The 17052-nt window shown below is 69.5% G+C and carries 17 protein-coding genes; 9 read left to right on the forward strand and 8 right to left on the reverse strand.

Features of this window, described 5'->3' with window-relative positions; genetic code table 11:
- Positions 1-71: 71 nt before the first annotated feature.
- Both AB0H42_RS25015 and AB0H42_RS25020 read left to right on the forward strand, forming a co-directional pair.
- A complete protein-coding gene (locus AB0H42_RS25015) occupies positions 72-791 on the forward strand; it encodes a response regulator transcription factor (protein WP_357059903.1) in 720 nt (239 codons plus the stop codon).
- Positions 788-2158 (forward strand): HAMP domain-containing sensor histidine kinase, encoded by a 1371-nt coding sequence (locus tag AB0H42_RS25020; RefSeq protein ID WP_357059906.1) that lies wholly within the window; start codon positions 788-790, stop codon positions 2156-2158. Before AB0H42_RS25015 ends, AB0H42_RS25020 begins: the two co-directional genes overlap by 4 nt.
- Positions 2159-2249: 91 nt before the next feature.
- On the opposite strand, the gene AB0H42_RS25025 is transcribed toward AB0H42_RS25020, so the two are convergent.
- The 3 genes from AB0H42_RS25025 to pdxH all read right to left on the reverse strand — a co-directional run bounded on the left by AB0H42_RS25025 (position 2250) and on the right by pdxH (position 5037).
- Positions 2250-2609 (reverse strand): FKBP-type peptidyl-prolyl cis-trans isomerase, encoded by a 360-nt coding sequence (locus AB0H42_RS25025; protein WP_030522790.1) that lies wholly within the window; start codon positions 2607-2609, stop codon positions 2250-2252.
- A 28-nt stretch (positions 2610-2637) separates the two neighbouring features.
- The gene (locus AB0H42_RS25030) at positions 2638-3936 is read right to left on the reverse strand and encodes a citrate synthase (RefSeq protein ID WP_081876987.1); all 1299 of its coding nucleotides are present in this window, start codon (positions 3934-3936) and stop codon (positions 2638-2640) included.
- 381 nt (positions 3937-4317) lie between these two features.
- On the reverse strand, positions 4318-5037 hold the full coding sequence (pdxH, locus tag AB0H42_RS25035) for a pyridoxamine 5'-phosphate oxidase (RefSeq protein ID WP_357059908.1): 720 nt from the start codon (positions 5035-5037) through the stop codon (positions 4318-4320).
- Between the two features lie 60 nt (positions 5038-5097).
- On the opposite strand from pdxH, the gene AB0H42_RS25040 reads away from it, so the two are divergent.
- Positions 5098-6252 (forward strand): citrate synthase 2, encoded by a 1155-nt coding sequence (locus AB0H42_RS25040; protein WP_357059910.1) that lies wholly within the window; start codon positions 5098-5100, stop codon positions 6250-6252.
- A gap of 215 nt (positions 6253-6467) precedes the next feature.
- Here AB0H42_RS25040 and AB0H42_RS25045 read toward each other — a convergent pair whose 3' ends face one another.
- Entirely contained in the window at positions 6468-7181 is a 714-nt protein-coding gene (locus AB0H42_RS25045) for a hypothetical protein (protein ID WP_357059913.1), read from the reverse strand.
- Between the two features lie 63 nt (positions 7182-7244).
- Here AB0H42_RS25045 and serC point away from each other — a divergent pair, with 63 nt between their 5' ends.
- The 3 genes from serC (at position 7245) to AB0H42_RS25060 (ending at position 10969) form a co-directional block, all read left to right on the forward strand.
- A complete protein-coding gene (gene serC, locus AB0H42_RS25050; RefSeq protein ID WP_357059916.1) occupies positions 7245-8369 on the forward strand; it encodes a phosphoserine transaminase in 1125 nt (374 codons plus the stop codon).
- Positions 8370-8592: 223 nt separating this feature from the next.
- Positions 8593-10014 (forward strand): septation protein SepH, encoded by a 1422-nt coding sequence (gene sepH / locus AB0H42_RS25055; RefSeq protein WP_357059918.1) that lies wholly within the window; start codon positions 8593-8595, stop codon positions 10012-10014.
- A gap of 172 nt (positions 10015-10186) precedes the next feature.
- Positions 10187-10969 (forward strand): hypothetical protein, encoded by a 783-nt coding sequence (locus AB0H42_RS25060; RefSeq protein ID WP_357059920.1) that lies wholly within the window; start codon positions 10187-10189, stop codon positions 10967-10969.
- 11 nt (positions 10970-10980) lie between these two features.
- Here AB0H42_RS25060 and AB0H42_RS25065 read toward each other — a convergent pair whose 3' ends face one another.
- Together AB0H42_RS25065 and AB0H42_RS25070 are read right to left on the reverse strand one after the other, a co-directional pair.
- Complete coding sequence (locus tag AB0H42_RS25065) at positions 10981-11289, reverse strand: DUF2537 domain-containing protein (RefSeq protein ID WP_357059923.1); 309 nt, start codon at positions 11287-11289, stop codon at positions 10981-10983.
- Positions 11286-12089 (reverse strand): RNA methyltransferase, encoded by an 804-nt coding sequence (locus tag AB0H42_RS25070; RefSeq protein WP_357059925.1) that lies wholly within the window; start codon positions 12087-12089, stop codon positions 11286-11288. The genes AB0H42_RS25065 and AB0H42_RS25070 overlap by 4 nt, the downstream gene beginning before the upstream one ends.
- 78 nt (positions 12090-12167) lie before the next feature.
- Here AB0H42_RS25070 and AB0H42_RS25075 point away from each other — a divergent pair, with 78 nt between their 5' ends.
- A complete protein-coding gene (locus AB0H42_RS25075; RefSeq protein ID WP_357059928.1) occupies positions 12168-12569 on the forward strand; it encodes a YccF domain-containing protein in 402 nt (133 codons plus the stop codon).
- A 74-nt stretch (positions 12570-12643) separates the two neighbouring features.
- Here AB0H42_RS25075 and AB0H42_RS25080 read toward each other — a convergent pair whose 3' ends face one another.
- Positions 12644-13081: a MarR family transcriptional regulator gene (locus AB0H42_RS25080; protein WP_357059930.1), complete on the reverse strand. Its 438-nt coding sequence runs from the start codon at positions 13079-13081 to the stop codon at positions 12644-12646.
- Between the two features lie 60 nt (positions 13082-13141).
- Here AB0H42_RS25080 and AB0H42_RS25085 point away from each other — a divergent pair, with 60 nt between their 5' ends.
- Complete coding sequence (locus AB0H42_RS25085; protein ID WP_357059932.1) at positions 13142-13381, forward strand: DUF2530 domain-containing protein; 240 nt, start codon at positions 13142-13144, stop codon at positions 13379-13381.
- A 138-nt stretch (positions 13382-13519) separates the two neighbouring features.
- Positions 13520-14146 carry a TetR family transcriptional regulator gene (locus tag AB0H42_RS25090; protein WP_357059935.1) on the forward strand — a complete coding sequence of 209 codons (627 nt, stop codon included), beginning with the start codon at positions 13520-13522 and terminating at the stop codon, positions 14144-14146.
- A gap of 5 nt (positions 14147-14151) precedes the next feature.
- On the opposite strand, the gene AB0H42_RS25095 is transcribed toward AB0H42_RS25090, so the two are convergent.
- The gene (locus AB0H42_RS25095) at positions 14152-17016 is read right to left on the reverse strand and encodes an ATP-binding protein (protein ID WP_357059938.1); all 2865 of its coding nucleotides are present in this window, start codon (positions 17014-17016) and stop codon (positions 14152-14154) included.
- Positions 17017-17052 lie beyond the last annotated feature (36 nt).

Below are 17052 nucleotides of genomic sequence, written 5' to 3' on the forward strand. Positions count from 1 at the left end.
CTGAACGGCGGGACCAAGGGGGCCTCGACCCCGCGCGCCGAAGGCGCGCCAAATAAACACAGCCAGAGATAATGGACGATGTGACGGAGCGGATCAGCAATCCGGCGGTACTCGTTGTCGACGACGACGAGGATGTTCTCGCGTCGGTGGAGCGAGGCCTGAGATTGTCCGGGTTCCGGGTGAGTGTCGCCCGGGATGGGGCGGCCGCGCTGCGCGCGGTGTCCGAGGAGGCGCCGGACGCTGTCGTCCTCGATATGAATATGCCCGTGCTGGACGGGGCGGGGGTGGTGACGGCCCTGCGGGCGATGGGGAACGAGGTCCCGATCTGTGTGCTGAGCGCGCGCAGTTCCGTCGGTGACCGGATCGCCGGCCTCGAATCGGGCGCCGATGACTATCTGGTCAAACCATTCGTCCTGGCGGAGTTGGTGGCGCGGATCAAGGCGCTGCTGCGGCGGCGCACCGATACCGCCACCGCTCCCGGGGCTCCGGATATCGTCTCGGTCGGTCCGCTCCAGGTGGATATGGCAGGTTATCGAGCGATGCTGAACGGCCGGCAGATCGAGCTGACCAAACGTGAATTCGAACTGCTGTCGACCCTGACGCGTAACGCCGGTGTGGTGCTGAGCCGGGAACGGCTACTGGAACTGGTGTGGGGCTACGATTTCGCGGCCGATACGAATGTGGTGGACGTATTCGTCGGCTATCTCCGCCGCAAGCTGGAGGTCGACGGCACCGCCCGGCTGCTGCACACCATTCGCGGCGTCGGGTTCGTGCTGCGAGAGGCGAAGTGATCGGCCGGGCTTCCGGGCGAAGACGCCGCCGTTCGTATTCGCTGCGCACCCGGGTCGCCGGGGCGGCGGCGGCCGGGGCAGTGCTGATCGTGGCGGTGGTGAGCGCGATCGCCGTCCCCGCCATCGAGCACAACAACCTGCAGCAGACCGATCAGCAACTGCGGATCGCTTCGCGGCTGGTACTGATCGAGCCGGTGGTGGCCGTCGGGGTGGTGAACCTGCTCGGTCCCGACCGCGATATGGCGCTGACCGTCCGGGACGAGGACCGGGTCCTCGCCTCGAGTTCCGTCGAGCTGCCGGATCTGGCGCCGGGTACGAAGACAGTCCCCGTGGGGGACACTCCTTACCGGGTGCTGACCACTACGGATAATCAGCCCGCCGGCCGCTCGGTTTCACTGGGTATCCCCGCGGCGGAAGCGGCCGAGATGACGGCCGAACAGCAACGCTGGGTGCTCTTCGGAGGTCTGCTCGCGGCCGCGGCCGCGGCCGGTCTCGGCTGGTTGTTCGGCGGGCGCGCGGTCCGGCCGATCGTGGTGCTCACCCGGCAGGTCGGGGCACGCACCGGCTACGGCGACGCCACGCCCGAACCCGTCGACAGTTCCGGAGTGCTGGAGGCCGAACAGCTGGCCGACGCGGTGAACACCATGCTGCGCCGGGTGGACCAGGCACAGACCGAAACGGCTGCCGCGCTGGAGACCGCCCGGGATTTCGCCGCGGTATCGGCGCACGAACTACGCACCCCGCTGACCGCGATGCGCACCGACCTGGAGGTGCTGGCAACTCTCGATCTGGACGAGTCCCAGCGCGCCGAGATCCTCGCCGATCTGCAGCGCAGCCAGGGGCGGGTGGAGACCACGCTGGCCGCGCTGGAACGACTCGCCTCCGGCGATCTGACCTCCGAACGCGACCATATCGATACCGATGTCGCGGAGCTGCTGGATCAGGCGGCCCACGACGCCATGCGCCACTACCCCGGGGTGACCGTCCGGATAGATACCGATGCCGAACTCGTCACCCGTGGTCTACCCGCGGGCCTGCGCTTGGCGGTGGACAACGCCGTCAAGAACTCCGTCAGCCACGGCGGCGCCACCGAGGCGCTGCTGTCGGCCCACCGCGCCGCCGACGACACCATCGTCATCTCGATCGACGACAACGGGCACGGGCTGGCGCCCGAGGAACGCGAAACCGTTTTCGCCCGCTTCGCCCGCGGCAGCCGTGCCGGCAAGGGCGGATCCGGCCTGGGGCTGGCCCTGGTCGCCCAGCAGGCCCAGCTGCACGGCGGGCAAGCCTATTTCGACGACGGCACCCTCGGCGGGGTCCGGCTGGTACTGGTCCTGCCGAACCGTGTGGTCACGGGGTCGGCGTGAACGGACTCCGGCCGGAAACGCGACTCGACCCCGGAGCCGTAGCTCCGGGGTCGAGATGTGTTGCCGAGGGGCGTTCGCCCCATACGCGGACCTACTTGGCGTCCAGCAGGTCGATCACGAAGACCAGGGTCTTGCCGGACAGGTGGTGACCCCCGCCTGCCCGGCCGTAGGCCAGTTCCGGCGGGATGGTGAGCTGGCGACGGCCGCCGACCTTCATGCCCGGAATGCCGTCCTGCCAGCCCTGGATCAGACCACGCAGCGGGAAGGTGATCGATTCGCCGCGGTTCCACGACGAATCGAATTCCTCGCCGGTATCGAATTCCACGCCGACGTAGTGCACTTCGACGGTGCCGCCGGGGACGGCTTCCGGGCCTTCGCCGACGGTGATGTCCTTGATGACCAGTTCGGTGGGCGGGGGACCCGCCTGAAATTCGATCTCCGGTTTGCTCATGCCTTGAATCCCCTTCGATTCAATCGATTCAGCGGTTGGTGATTTCGGAATAGTCCCGTGCACCATAGCCGGTGTAGATCTGCCGCGGACGGCCGATCTTGATGGCTTCGCTGTGCATTTCCCGCCAGTGCGCAATCCAGCCCGGAAGCCGGCCCATGGCGAACAGCACGGTGAACATGCGGGTCGGGAAACCCATGGCCTTGTAGATGACGCCGGTGTAGAAATCGACGTTCGGGTAGAGCTTGCGCTCGACGAAGTAATCGTCGGTGAGCGCGGCTTCTTCGAGGGCCTGGGCGATATCGAACAGCGGATCGCTGCCGAGCTTGCTCAGGATGGTGTCGGCGTGCTTCTTGGCGATCGCGGCGCGCGGGTCGTAGTTGCGGTAGACCCGGTGCCCGAAGCCCATCAGCTTCACACCGTCTTCCTTGTTCTTGACTTTGCGGATGAATTCCTTGACGTCACCGCCGGCGGCCAGGATCCCGTCCAGCATTTCCAGCACCGCCTGGTTGGCGCCGCCGTGCAGCGGACCCCACAGCGCGTTGATACCGCCGGAAACGGAGGTGAACAGGTTGGCGTCGGAGGAGCCGACCAGCCGGACCGTGGAGGTGGAGCAGTTCTGCTCGTGGTCGGCGTGCAGGATGAGCAGCATGTCCAGGGCGGCGGCGATCTCCGGGTCGACCTGGTAGGGCTCGGCCGGGAAACCGAAGGTCATCCGCAGGAAGTTCTCCACCAGCGACAGCGAGTTGTCGGGGTAGAGGAACGGCTGGCCCACCGACTTCTTGTACGAGTACGCGGCAATCGTGGGCAGTTTGGCCAGCAGCCGGATGGTGGACAGTTCGACCTGTTCGGGATCGCGGGGGTCCAGCGAGTCCTGGTAGTAGGCCGAGAGCGCGTTGACCGCCGAGGAGAGAACGGGCATCGGGTGCGCGTTACGGGGGAAACCGTCGAAGAAGCGCTTCAGGTCTTCGTGCAGCAGGGTGTGCCGGCGGATCTTGTCGGTGAAATCCTCGAGCTGATCCTGGGTGGGTAGCTCGCCGTAGATGAGCAGATAGCTGACCTCGATGAAGGTCGAGTTGTCCGCGAGCTGCTCGATCGGGTAACCGCGGTACCGCAGAATGCCCTCTTCGCCATCGATATAGGTGATGGCCGATTTGGTCGACGCGGTGTTGACGAAACCCGGGTCATAGGTTGTATATCCCGTGCTCGCCAGCAGCTTGCCGAGATCGATACCGTCGTTTCCTTCGGCAGCCTGCGCGATCGTCATTGGGTATTCGCCACCGGGATAGGTGAGAACCGGCTTGGCGTCATTTATGTGATTCTCCGGCACGGAAGGTTCCCTCTCAGGCTCAAGACCGTCGGCATCGCGTGCGGTCGGCACACGGTGCGTTATCGGTAGACGCTAGTCCTTGCTCCGGTGGGACCGGCGGGGAGGGTACCCGCGCACGGATCTCACAATCGGCCCGCGGGGGCGTGAGATTCAGCGGTTCGCCTACCGGCCGGTATGGCTGTGACCGGGGAAAATGCGCATGAGAACCGATCCCGGCCGGTTGTGGACAACGCCCGTGCCACATCCACGGAAACCGCCGCTCGCCGCCGCCCACAGAACGTACCCACAAGCCTGTCGGCGAAACCGTGCGAAACATCACCGGAGGATGTGTAACGGGCCTGGACACGACCGCGTGATGGGATGACCGGCCCGGTCGCGCCCTCACGGCTGGAGACGCCGCACCGACATTCCGGCGTCGTCGATACGGACCACGATCCGGTTGTGCAACCGCCCGCGCTGCCCCTGCCAGAACTCCACCTCGTCGGGATGCAGCAGATAACCGCCCCAGTGCGGAGGCACGGGCACCTCGTCCACCGCGGCGAAACGCTGTGTGGTCCGCGTCAGCTGTTCGTCGAGCTCGGCGCGGGAGCCGATCGGCTCGGACTGCCGCGAGGCCCACGCGCCGAGCTGGGACTCCCGCGGCCGCGACCGCCAGTACCGCTCGGTCACCTCGGCGGGCACCCGGTTCACCCGGCCGCGGACATGGGCCTGGCGGGCCAGTTGCGGCCAGAGGAAGGTCGCCGAGGCGTACGGCGTCGCCGCGAGCTGGGCGCCCTTGGCCGACTCGTAGTTCGTATAGAAGATGACGCCCTCTGGTGAAAGCCCCTTGCAGAGCACTGTGCGTGTCACCGGCCGGGCGTCCGCCCCGGACCCGGCGAGGGTCGCGAGCACCATGGCATTGGGTTCGGCGATCCCGGCGACGGTCGCCTGTTCTATCCACAGCCGCAGCAGCGGCTCCCAGCCCCCGGCCACCGAGAGTTCGTCCAGTTCCGTGTCGTGCACACCCAGCAACGGTCCCGAGTTCCGCGAACCCGGATGCGCCGCACCGTATTCGGCGCGCATCGCGCCGAGATCGGCACCCGTCTCCTCCACATCGGCCATGGGCCAGACGTTACTCCCGAGTAGCTCGGCGCTAGAGTTCTGTTGAGAGGAGAGTCGCGTATGACCACCAAATCCGCGGTATCGAGGTCCGGCGGGGTGCCGGACGATTTCGTCAGCGGCCTGGAGGGGGTGGTCGCGTTCACCACCGAGATCGCCGAACCGGACAAGGACGGTGGCGCGCTGCGCTACCGCGGCGTGGACATCGAGGACCTGGTCGGCAACCGGGTCACCTTCGGCGATGTCTGGGCCCTCCTGGTCGACGGCGAATTCGGGCACGGCCTCCCACCGGCCGAACCGTTTCCCCTGCCGGTACACACCGGCGACGTGCGCGTCGACGTCCAGGCCGGCCTGGCCATGCTCGCCCCCATCTGGGGCTATCGGCCGCTGCTGGATATCGACGACGCCACCGCCCGGGAAAACCTGGCCCGCGGCTCGGTGATGGCACTGTCCTATGTGGCGCAATCGGCCCGCGGTATCTACCAGCCCGCCGTACCGCAGCGCCGCATCGATGAATGCATCACGGTCACCGACCGCTTCATGACCCGCTGGAAGGGCGACCCCGACCCGCGCCATACCGAAGCCATCGACGCCTACTGGGTCTCGGCGGCCGAACACGGTATGAACGCCTCCACCTTCACCGCCCGGGTCATCGCCTCCACCGGCGCCGATGTGGCCGCCTCGCTCTCCGGAGCGATCGGCGCCATGTCCGGGCCGCTGCACGGCGGCGCCCCCGCCCGGGTCCTGCCCATGATCGAAGAGGTGGAGCGCACAGGGGATGCCCGCGCGCTGGTCAAGGGGATCCTGGACCGCAAGGAAAAGCTGATGGGCTTCGGCCACCGGGTCTACCGGGCCCAGGACCCACGCGCCCGGGTCCTGCGCGATACCGCCGCCCGCCTGGCCGCGCCGCGTTACGAAGTGGCCGCCGCCCTCGAACAGGCAGCCCTGGCCGAACTTCGCGAACGCCGGCCCGACCGCGCCATCGAAACGAATGTCGAATTCTGGGCGGCGGTCATCCTCGACTTCGCCGAGGTCCCGGCGCATATGATGCCGGCCATGTTCACCTGCGGCCGGACCGCCGGCTGGTGCGCACACATCATGGAACAGAAGAAACTGGGCAAGCTGGTCCGGCCGGCGGCGATCTACACCGGCCCGGGCCCGCGGAAACCGCAGGACGTCGCAGGGTGGGGCGAGGTGCGCGTCGAACCCACGGCGTAGCCGGGGCCGGAAGCTGCCGCCGAGGCTTGTCAGTACAAGAACGGCAGTACGCGCCCCCGGCGCCGAGTCCAGCGAGGCCCCCGGAGGGTCGAGGCCCGTCCCGCCGTTCAGCGCCCGAAGTGCATGCGGCGAAGCCGCGAGTCCTGGGCGCTGAACGGCGGGACCTCCGGGAACCCCGACCCCCAAACGCCGCAGGCGCCGCGAATGAGCACAGCTCACGTGCGTTCGGGTTCGGCCTCCCAGTCGATGGCGACCGATTCCCCCGCGTCGACCGCGAAGAAGGCTGCTTCCAATTTGGCGCCGAGATCCAGGAGGCCGATGGCGGCCAGCGGGACCGACTGGACCACTCTCACGCGCCAGGGGCCGGGTTCGTCCCAGGCGCGTAGCTCCAGGTCCAGGCGCAGGACCGGGTCGTCGCAGCCGCAATAGTCGGCATCCACCGCGGTCACCGCCAGGACCGTGGCCTCGGCCCGGCGCCCCTCGGCGAGGATCTTGGTCAGGCCGGCCCGGCCGGGGTCGGTATCACCGGGGAGATACAGCACCATGCGGTCGCGGTCGGCGGGGTCGACCCGGCAGCACACCAGGTCGCCCGGCCGCATGCGGTCCAGTTCGGCGCCGGAGACGCGCTGGCGCACCTGGGCCTCGTACGGCGGCAACCCGGGCAGCCGGACGCGGACCCGGAAGGTGTAGCCGGGTTCGGTCCGGCGGGTGCGGGTCGCCAGCACGGTCGCCGAACCCGCTGTTCCGGTGGTGAGCAGATCCCGGCGATCGAGTCCGGTGGGGGCTTCGCCGCGACGCCGGAAGCGGCGCGGGAGCAGGTCGCGCAACCGGGTGAGCGGCCCGGGCGAACCCGGGAGTTCGCTCCGGCCTCGCGCCCGGCTGTCACCGGATCCACCCTCGGCAGCGCCCCTCGACGACCGCATGCTCATACCCGTTCACGTTAGCCGGAGTGTGGTACGCGGCACAGCAACGGCGCGGCTACGCTGTTCGCCATGACCAGTGCGTTCCCGACCATCCCCGAAGACCTCAAGCCCGCCGACGGTCGTTTCGGCTGCGGTCCGTCCAAGGTTCGCCCGGAGCAGCTGCAGTCTCTGGTGGAGGTGGGTGCCTCGGTATTCGGCACCAGCCACCGTCAGAAACCGGTCAAAGATGTGGTGGCGCGGGTCCGCTCCGGGTTACGGGACCTGTTCTCCCTCCCCGAGGGCTACGAGGTCGTCCTCGGCAACGGCGGCACCACCGCGTTCTGGGACGCTGCCGCGTTCGGCCTGGTTCGCGAGCGTTCCCTGCACCTCACCTACGGCGAGTTCAGCGCCAAGTTCGCCAGTGTCACCAAGAAGAACCCGTTCCTCGGCGACCCGATCGTCGTCTCCACCGATCCGGGCAGCGCGCCGGAGCCGGTCGCCGACCCCGCCGCCGACCTGATCGGCTGGGCGCACAACGAAACGTCCACCGGTGTCTCCGTGCCCGTGCAGCGGCCGGCCGGTTCGGAGAACGCGCTCATCGCCATCGACGCCACCTCCGGCGCGGGTGGGCTGCCGGTGAACATCGCGGACGCCGACGTCTACTACTTCGCCCCGCAGAAATGTTTCGCCGCCGACGGCGGTCTGTGGATCGCGCTCATGAGCCCGGCCGCGCTGGCGCGGGTGGCGGAGATCAAGGAATCCGGTCGCTGGACCCCGGACTTCCTCTCGCTGCCGATCGCCATCGAGAACAGTCTCAAGGACCAGACCTACAACACCCCGGCCCTGGCGACCCTGCTGCTGTTCGCCGACCAGATCGATTGGCTCAACCGCAACGGCGGTCTGGACTGGGCGGTGAAGCGCACCCTGGATTCCTCGTCGCGGCTGTACGCGTGGGCCGAGGCCAGTGAATTCGCCACCCCGTTCGTCACCGATCCGGCGCACCGGTCCCAGGTGGTGGGCACCATCGATTTCGCGGACTCGGTGGACGCCGCCGCGGTGGCCAAGACGCTGCGGGCCAACGGCATCGTCGACACCGAGCCGTACCGCAAATTGGGCCGCAACCAATTGCGCGTCGGAATGTTCCCGGCGATCGACCCCGAGGACGTCGGACAGCTGACCCGCTGCATCGACTGGGTCGTGGAAAACCTCGGCTGAGGCGAGATCACCTGCGGGTTCGGGCCCGTCGCGCGTGTCGCGCGGCGGGCCCGCCGACGTCTTACGGAATCAACTTGAAACACAAGGGAATAGAGCAGATTAGCGGTAGATGACGGCCACAGGGTACATTTCGATGCCGCGTGTCTTGCCACACGAATCCCAGAAGTGCACTACTGTTCCAGAACGTGGGCGGTATCGCGAGCGACGCGATAAGGAGGTTACGGTGCGTGAACTTCGAGTGATCGGGGTGACGCCCGACTCCGCCCATATCGTGTGCGTCGACACCGAAAGTGGTCAGAAATTCCGGCTTCCCGCCGACGACAAACTTCGTGCCGCCGCCCGCGGCGACCTTGCCCGATTCGGCCAGATCGAGATCGAAATGGAAGCTACTATGCGTCCTCGCGATATCCAGGCTCGAATCCGTGCCGGCGCGTCGGTCGAGCAGGTGATGCAGGAATCCGGTATGCCGATGAGCCGGGTGGAGCGGTTCGCCTATCCGGTGCTGCTGGAGCGGGCCCGCGCGGCCGAACTCGCGCAGAAGGCGCATCCGATCCGTCCCGACGGCCCGGCCGTGGAGATCCTGATCGATGTGGTGACCGCCGCTTTCACCGCGCGCGGGCATACCCTCGACAACGCCGAATGGGATGCCTGGAAGGACGAGAAGGGCTTCTGGGTCGCCCAGTTGCAGTGGCAGAACGGCCGTTCGGAGATCGCCGCGCACTGGCGCTATCAGCCGGACGCGCACGGCGGCAGCGTTTCCCCGCTCGATGATCCGGCCACCGATCTGATCGATCCGGATTTCGGTCGTGCGCTGCGTGGTCTCGCCTCGATCCTGCCGGTCGAATCCGAGCCCACGGCCGCGGCCGAACCGGTGGCCGAGCCACGGCGGGAACCCGCCCGCGCCGCCGCCGTCGACGACTACTACGAGCAGCGTGCCGTGGCCGCCGGCGGTACGACACCGCTGCCCGCCACCGCGGCCCCGCTCGCCCCCGGCGGCACCCGGCCGGGTGGCACGGCGCTGCCCGCGGGCACCCCGGCGGCGAGCGCACCCGCCGAAACCTACCGGCCCCCCGCGGATACCTACCGGCCCCCGGCCGAAACCTATCCGGTCCCCGCCGAACCGGCTCGCCCCGCGACGCCGCTGCCCACGCCGGCCCCGGCAGCCGCCCCGCCTGCGGCGCCCACCCCGGCGGCCGAGATACCGCCCGCCCCGGTCGAAATCGCCGCCCCCGAACCCGCCGCCCCCGAACTCGTTCCACCGGCGCCGGAGACGGCACCGGCTGCCGTTGCGCCCGAACCGGCGGCCGCGCCTGCCGCGCCCGCCCCGGCGGAGGCGCCGCAACCCGCGCCCGCGGCCGCCGAACCGGCCCCCGCCCCGGAACCCGCGGCGGCTACGGCGGAAACCACCGCACCGGCCGTCGCCGAGACCATCGCCGCACCGGCGCCCGCGGAAGCCGATACACCGGAGGCCCCCGCCGAGGAGCCCGCCGCCGAAACACCGGATCCCGGACCGGCCGAGACGAAGCCGGCGGCCAAGAAACCTCCCGCCAAAGCCACGAAGGCGGCGCCCCGGGCCAAGCGCGGCAAGGCACCCATGCCGTCCTGGGAGGACGTACTGCTCGGCGTCCGCAGTTCGGGTCACTGACCGCTGCGGACCGGCGTGTTACCCCGCGCAACCGCCCGGATCATCCGTTTGCGCGAGTAAGTTCGGTGTATACGGCGACGCGGTCCGATGATTCCGGGGCCAGCCCGGACGACGACAGCAGTTGCGCCGCGGAGTTCGCGACCTGGTTTCGTGCGCTATCGGAGGTGGACCGATGCTGTCCAAGGTTTCGTCCGTGTGGTACGTCGATACCCCCGACCCGCCGGCGGTGCTACGCGCCGATCCGGACCCCGATCCGGACGCGGCCTACGCGCTGGCCCGGCAACTCCATCCCGACCTGGACATAGAACCCGCCGAATCGGTCACCCTCGGCGACGTCGACGGCCCGGACGCCGACGAGGTCTATATCGGCAGCTACCCCGGACTCACTCTGCTGTGCAGTTCCTACGCCGCCCGGGTACAGCCGACCGCCATCCCGGAGCTGCTGGTACGGCCGCTCGCCGAAGAGCACACCTATCTGGTGTCGTTCGATCTCGAATTCGGCTGGGGCGCGTTCGCGCATTGGGAGCGCGGCGAATTGCGCCGGGCGTTCAGTTCCACCCGGCTCAACATCCTGCAGGACCACGGTCTGCCCCATATCTGGGAGCGGCCGCACTGGGCGGGCGAACATCCCATCGCGTGGCGGCTCGGTGAACTACCCGATCCGCTGGTCCTACCGTTCGATCCACCCGGTTTCGCCGATACCGCCAACCACGAATGGCTGGGTTTCCGGTACTTCCCCGCGGTCACCGCGGCTCGTGAGATCGCGGCCGGCGCCGGTGCTGTCCGCCCGGTGGATCCCAAGGACATCCGGGTCTGTGGTTTCCGGTTACGTCCCCGCGGAGATCGCCCGGACTATCCGGAACCCCCGCAGCCGAACAATCGGGTCGCGCACGAACGAAAGGGCCTGCTGTCCTGGCTGCGCGGACACGAAGCCGCCGTGGGCGCCGATCAGTAGACGGGTCCCGGTCACACCGAGAACAGCAGGCCGATCCAGGCCAGCGCCACCCCCGTACTCGCACCGGCCAGCACCCAGCGGGTCACCGGACGCGCCCGCCAACGCCACACGGTGGGCGCTACTCCGCCGACCGCGACCAGATTCACCGCCAGCGACAGCACCGGGTGCACCCGCGCGAGCGCCGCCCCGAAGGCGAATACGCCGACGGCGGTCAGCGCCGCCACCAGGACAGCGACCGTGATACCCGCCGCCCACGGGGTGGGTTCACCGGGCGGGCCGACCTGCCGGCCGGGACCGGGGCCCCCGAACGTCGGGGTCACGACGCCCGCATCCGCTCGTAGAACGCCATCGCCGCCGCCGTCGCCACGTTCAGCGAATCGGTCCCCGCCGACATCGGTATCCGCGCCCGCACATCCGCCGCCGCCATGGCTTCCTCGGTCAGGCCGGGGCCCTCGGCACCGAGCAGCAGCGCCACTCGATCGCCGGTGAGCGCGGCGGCCAGCGTCGGGGCCGCCGGGTCCGGGGTCAGGGCCGCCACCCGGAACCCCCGGCGCCGCAGCCGGTCGAGCCCGTCCGGCCACTCCGGTACCCGGGCGAACGGCACCCGCAGCGCATGTCCCATCGAAACCCGCACGGACCGACGGTACAGCGGATCCGCGCAGCGATCGCCGAACAGGATCGCGTCCACTCCCAGACCGGCCGCATTGCGGAACATCGACCCCAGATTCTCGTGATCGTTCACGCCTTCGAGTACCGCCACGGTGGTGGCGGCGGCGATGGTCTCGTCGAAATCGCGTGCGGGCGGCCGGTGCGCCACCGCCAGCACACCCCGGTTGAGATGGAACCCGACCACCTCGGCCATCACTTCCGCCGAGGCCCGGTAGAACGGCACCTCCACCGCCGCGAGTTCGGGCGCGAGTTCCTGCCACCGCTTGTCCACGCCGAGCAGCGCGTGCGGCCGGAAAGGCGAATCCAGCATCCGCCGCACCACCACGGTTCCCTCCGCGATGACCAGGCCCTTCCCGCCGGGCCGATCGGGTCTGCGGTCGGCGGCCTTCAGGTCGCGGAAATCATCGACCCGCGGATCGTCCACACTGTCCACCTCGAGAACCACGGCCACGGCGCCCATCCTGCCAACCCTCACCACCGACGGTCCGTGGTGGGTGCGCTCGGCGCCGCTTTAGGGCATGCTCGAAATATGAAGCCGATCCAGCTCCTGCTCAATATCCTGTGGCTCGTCCTCGCGGGATTCTGGATGGCGCTGGGCTATTTCTTGGCCGCCCTGATCTGCTTCGTCCTCATCATCACGATCCCGTTCGGGGTGGCCGCGCTGCGCAACGGCGTCTACATGCTGTGGCCGTTCGGCCGCACCACGGTCGAGAAGCCGGGGGCCGGAGCGGGCGCGCTGCTGGGCAACATCATCTGGTTCGTGGTCGCCGGCTGGTGGCTGGCCCTGGGCCATCTGGGTACCAGCCTCGCCCTGGCCTGCACGATCATCGGAATTCCGTTCGCCTGGGCGAATCTCAAACTGATTCCGCTCGCCCTGTTCCCGCTGGGCCGCGAAATCGTCGACAGCGACCGGCCGTTCGCGGCGCGCTGAGGTCGCGACGCAGAAGTCCGCGGATGACCTCCGGTCCGAAAGGCTCGCCGCCCCGGCGGCAGGCCGCTACCGGCTCACTCCGAATCGGCGACGATCTGGTTCATGATCGCGACCGCCCGTTGCAGATCCTCGAGCTGATCGGGTTCCAGACCCGCGAGCTGGGCGCTCATCCAGGCTTCCCGGGCGCTGCGCTCATCGGCGAGCAGCGCGTGCCCGGTCGTGGAGAGCGATACGATGATCTGCCGGCCGTCGGTCGGATGCGGGTTGCGCTCCACCAGACCGAGATCGGTGAGCGAGGCGATCACCCGGGTCATCGAGGGAGGCTGGACCCGTTCCTTGGCCGCCAGCGCACCGGGCGTCAGCGCGCCCTCGTTGCCGAGGGTGGCCAGGACCGAGAGCTGGGTCAGCGATATCTGCGATTCCGTCCGCCGCCCCCGTAGATGCCGCGTCAAGCGCACCACTGCCAGCGAGAGGTCGCTGGCCAGCGCCCGCACATCCGAGTGGGTAGTCACAAAGTGAACCATACGTGACACACGCCGGATCGGCGTGCGTACAGCGGTTACGCTGATCGAATGGTCCCGCAGCTCCCGCAGTTCCCCCCGTGGCTGACCGACCCTCGGCCGGTCCTCGCCCTCGGGTGCGTGCTGTTCGCCGTCGCGACCGCGGTGGTCTGGCTCAGCGGGCCGCGGTGGGAATCGGCTCGCCCGGTATGCCTGATGGGTTTGGCGGTCGGACTGCTCGGGTACATCATCTTCGCGGTACAACGCCGCGGTGCCCGGCGCGGTGACAAGGGCGCACAGACCGGGTTGTGATCGCCGAAGCCGGGCCTTCCGGCACCGGGCGGCGACATCGTCGGAGACAGCAGCCGGGCGTCCGATCGGACCCCCGGTGGTCGAGTGCTGCCCGCCGGGGAATTGACTGTTCGGGCCTCTCGGGCCAAACTCGCTCAGGTGTCCTCCCGATTGAGCGTCGAAGAACGACGGGCCCACCTTATCGAGGCCGCGATCGGCCTTGCCGAGAAAAAGGGGGTCGCGGGGGTGACCACCCGCGATGTCGCTCAGGCGGCGGGTGTCTCGCTAGGCGTGGTGCACTACTGTTTCGAGAACAAGGACGCGCTGATGACCGAGCTGGTCAAGGCGTTGTCGATGGAGCTGCGCGATTCGGTGGATGCCAACGAATCGGTCTGGCGGGAAGCGGGCAGCGGTAATACGGCGCTCCGCGATCTGCTGCGCGCGGGCCTGGAACTCATGTGGCTCAATATCGAAGCCACACCCGAACGTCAGCTGCTCACCTACGAGACCACCACCTACGCGCTGCGCGAGGGCGAACAGACCCCCGCGAAACTGGCGATCGCCCGGGAACAGTACGCCTTCAACGATTCCACCGTCGCCGATATCCTCGATCACGCCCGCGACGCCACCGGGAGCACCTGGACGGTTCCGGTGGCCCAGCTCTCGCGTTTCACACTCAGCGCGATCGACGGCCTCGTTCTGCGCTGGCTCGTCGACAACGACAGCGAAAGCGTGCGCACCCAACTCGATCTGCTCGCCGCGGCGCTGGCCGGGCACGCGGAATAGCCCGCTCAGGCGGCCCGGCCGGGGCGCCGCACATGGGTAGCCGAACCGTCCTGCCACCACGGCACGGTGACCGTCCGAGTGACCGCGCCCGTCAGCCGGATACGCAGTTCGTCGTGCAGAATCAAAGGTCCGTCCTGCGGTGGCAGGTCGAACAGCCGGCGCAGCACCACGCCCAGCGGCTCCCCCGCCCAATCGGTTTCGTGACCCGGGCCGACGACCTCCGCGTCGACCTGTTCGGACACCAACGGCAGATCCAGCAGCAACGCCAGGTCGGCGGCGGTCGCCGGATCGGCGACCACGAGCCGGTCCGCGGGCACCGCGAGACCGAACCAGGGCCGGTCCAGCACCAGGGCATCCGCGGCGTCGATCACCGCTCCGGATAGGGCCCGGACGCGATCGGGCGGATCGAGTGTGCCGAGATCCAGTCGCGGCACCGCGGCGCCGAGCCGGGCGTGGACCAGCGCGACCACCTCGGGTGCCGGGGTCTTCTCGCTGTCGGCCAGCGCCGCCAGCAGCGCTTCGACGAGGTCGCGATCCATGGTCCCGGGGGTGGCGAGACAGCCGCGCAGCGCGTCGAGGTCGGCCGTGGACAGGCCGGTGATCGGGAGTTCCGGCAGTAGTCCGGCGAATTCGGTATCCGCCGGATGCCGATAGCCGCCCAGCGCGATGCCGTCGATCCGGGCGTAGTGGCGCAACCACCACGCCGTATAGCCGTCCGGGTCACCGAGCAGCGGCCGGGTGCGTTCCGTGGTGAGCAACCGCCACAGCGCCTCCGGCCAGGCCGCGTCGTCCACCAGATCCAGGTCACGCACGGCGACCAGTCCCGCGGGGTCCTCGGCGAGCCCGGACCACCAGGTCTCCTCGTCGGCGAGGTGATGGTCGGGGCCGGTGGGGTCGGTTTCGGTGACCACGCCGAAATCCCATCCGACACCGATCGCCCGGAGCGCGTCGGCACCGTATTCGGCGACCACCTCCCGCGCGACGACCCCGAACGGCGAGTCCGGGACCAGGAGTTCGATCAGCGGGGCATCGGGGAGCAGCAGTTCGTCGGCCGGGCGCGCGCCACCGGAGCTGTCGGGGAGTTCGAGCAGGCCGAGCCAGTCCGGCAGGTCGGCCGGATCGGCCGCCACGGCCAACCGGAGCACCGCCTCGATCGTCTCCGGATCGTCGGGGTGCTCGGTCAGTTCCGCCTGTAAGGCGGGATCCGACAGCAGATCCGCGATCCGCGCCCGCTGCGCACCGAGGCGTGCCAGCAGCGGATGCGACGCGTCCGGGTGCACCAGCCGCGCCCAGTGCACCGGAACCGCCGCGGGCAGCGCCGTGAGTTCGTCGTCCAGCACCACCGTCCGCGGACCCGTCACCGACCTCCCGTCGGCGAGCGGCACCGCCAGGGCGCCGAGTTCCTCCACCGTCAGCGGGTCGGTGACGAACGGTTCCAGCGCGGAGTAGAAAGCGAACCACCAGGCAGGCGGCCGTTGCAGCCCGGCGGACAGCTCCGCCAGCCGCGCCGGGCCGAGCCGGTGCGCCTCCAGCGCCGCGAGTGCCTCGGCGTAGCGGGCACCGGACAGTTCCGGGACCACCAGCGGATCGAGCACACCACCCAGCAGCCCGGCCAGTTCGGATGTGAGATCGGGGAATACGCTCGCCCGCGCGGGTACGGCCACCCGGTCGTCCGCGTCGTCTTCGCGGGGGGCTTCGTCGAGCCCGGCGTCCGCGGGCGCGGCGACCACCGGTAGCCAAGCACTGGTGCGCAGTTCACGCAGGATCGCCTCGCGCAAGAGCCCGTCGGTCTCGCTGCGCGCGAATCCCGGAGTCGGTACCAGCACGAGCCGGGAGTCTCGCGGCAGCGCGCGGGCGAAATCGGCGTACCCGGCCGCGAGTTCGCCCGGATGATTGCCCGGCAGCACGCGCCGGCGGTCGGGTTGCATCGGAATATCGGCGATCAGTACCGCCGGCAGGGACAGCTCTTCGTCCGAACGAGTCGGTGCCCGCAGCACGTCGGGCGCGGCGGGCACCGGGACCCCGTCACGCAACGGCAGCAGCCAGCGCGCCCGCGCGGTCCGGAACTCCCACCAGACCTGTTCCGGGCCGGAACCGCTGATCCGCAACTCGCGCACTCCCGCGCACCGCCGCGAATCACGGGTCTCGGCGCGCACCACCTCGTCGCCGATCCGGACTTCGCGCAGCGCCGGCAACTCCAGCAGCAGATCCACCGCCTCGGCCCGCATGGATTCCAGCAGTGCGGCCGAGTCGATTCCGGCACGCAGCGACAGCACGATCTCGGTATCCGCGCCGGCGGCCGGGGCGGCGGTCACCGGCCAGGCGAGGCGCAGCACGGGCGGCGGCACGTCCCCATCGCCCGGGCCCGGAACGCCGGACGCGCGCAACGCCGCACCGGTCAACTCCCGGGAGAAACGCAGCGACCCACTGGTCGAGCGGAATTCGAGCTCGTCGGAGACCGTCAGCACAGCCGTGAAACCGACACCGAACCGTCCGGTCTCCCCGCCGCTCCCCGATTTCCCCGACGCCCGCAGGGCCGTCAGCGCGTGTACCCCGGCGATATCCAGCGGCGCCCCGGTATTGGCGACCGAGAGGGTCCGGCCCGTGCACCGCACCGTGAGCCGGCCCGGCACCCCCGCCTTCACTGCCGCGTCCGCCGCGTTCTGCGCCAGTTCCGTCAGCAGGCGATCGCGGTAACCGGCGCGCACCAGGTCCGCCTCGGTAGCGGCATCCTCGCGCAGCCGGGTCGGGGAATCCCGCCAAGCGGCCAGTACCGCGGCACGCAGGTCGGCGGTGCCGAAGGGATCCGCGGTGCCCGCATCTGTTCCCACTGGCCCGAACGTATCGCCCACCGCACCGGTCTCACTCACGCGAGTCAGCGTACGTGCCCGGGCGCATCGGGCCTG

This window comes from Nocardia sp. NPDC050799 (assembly GCF_040654015.1).
In the GTDB taxonomy this organism is placed as follows: Bacteria; Actinomycetota; Actinomycetes; order Mycobacteriales; family Mycobacteriaceae; genus Nocardia.

Excerpts from the sequence above, each read along its gene's own strand:
- AB0H42_RS25040 (WP_357059910.1), top strand. The coding sequence starts at position 5,098 with ATGACCACCAAATCCGCGGTATCGAGGTCCGGCGGGGTGCCGGACGAT.
- AB0H42_RS25045 (WP_357059913.1), bottom strand. The coding sequence starts at position 7,181 with ATGAGCATGCGGTCGTCGAGGGGCGCTGCCGAGGGTGGATCCGGTGAC.
- pdxH (WP_357059908.1), bottom strand. The coding sequence starts at position 5,037 with ATGGCCGATGTGGAGGAGACGGGTGCCGATCTCGGCGCGATGCGCGCC.
- AB0H42_RS25060 (WP_357059920.1), top strand. The coding sequence starts at position 10,187 with ATGCTGTCCAAGGTTTCGTCCGTGTGGTACGTCGATACCCCCGACCCG.
- serC (WP_357059916.1), top strand. The coding sequence starts at position 7,245 with ATGACCAGTGCGTTCCCGACCATCCCCGAAGACCTCAAGCCCGCCGAC.
- AB0H42_RS25085 (WP_357059932.1), top strand. The coding sequence starts at position 13,142 with ATGGTCCCGCAGCTCCCGCAGTTCCCCCCGTGGCTGACCGACCCTCGG.
- AB0H42_RS25075 (WP_357059928.1), top strand. The coding sequence starts at position 12,168 with ATGAAGCCGATCCAGCTCCTGCTCAATATCCTGTGGCTCGTCCTCGCG.
- AB0H42_RS25025 (WP_030522790.1), bottom strand. The coding sequence starts at position 2,609 with ATGAGCAAACCGGAGATCGAATTTCAGGCGGGTCCCCCGCCCACCGAA.
- AB0H42_RS25015 (WP_357059903.1), top strand. The coding sequence starts at position 72 with ATGGACGATGTGACGGAGCGGATCAGCAATCCGGCGGTACTCGTTGTC.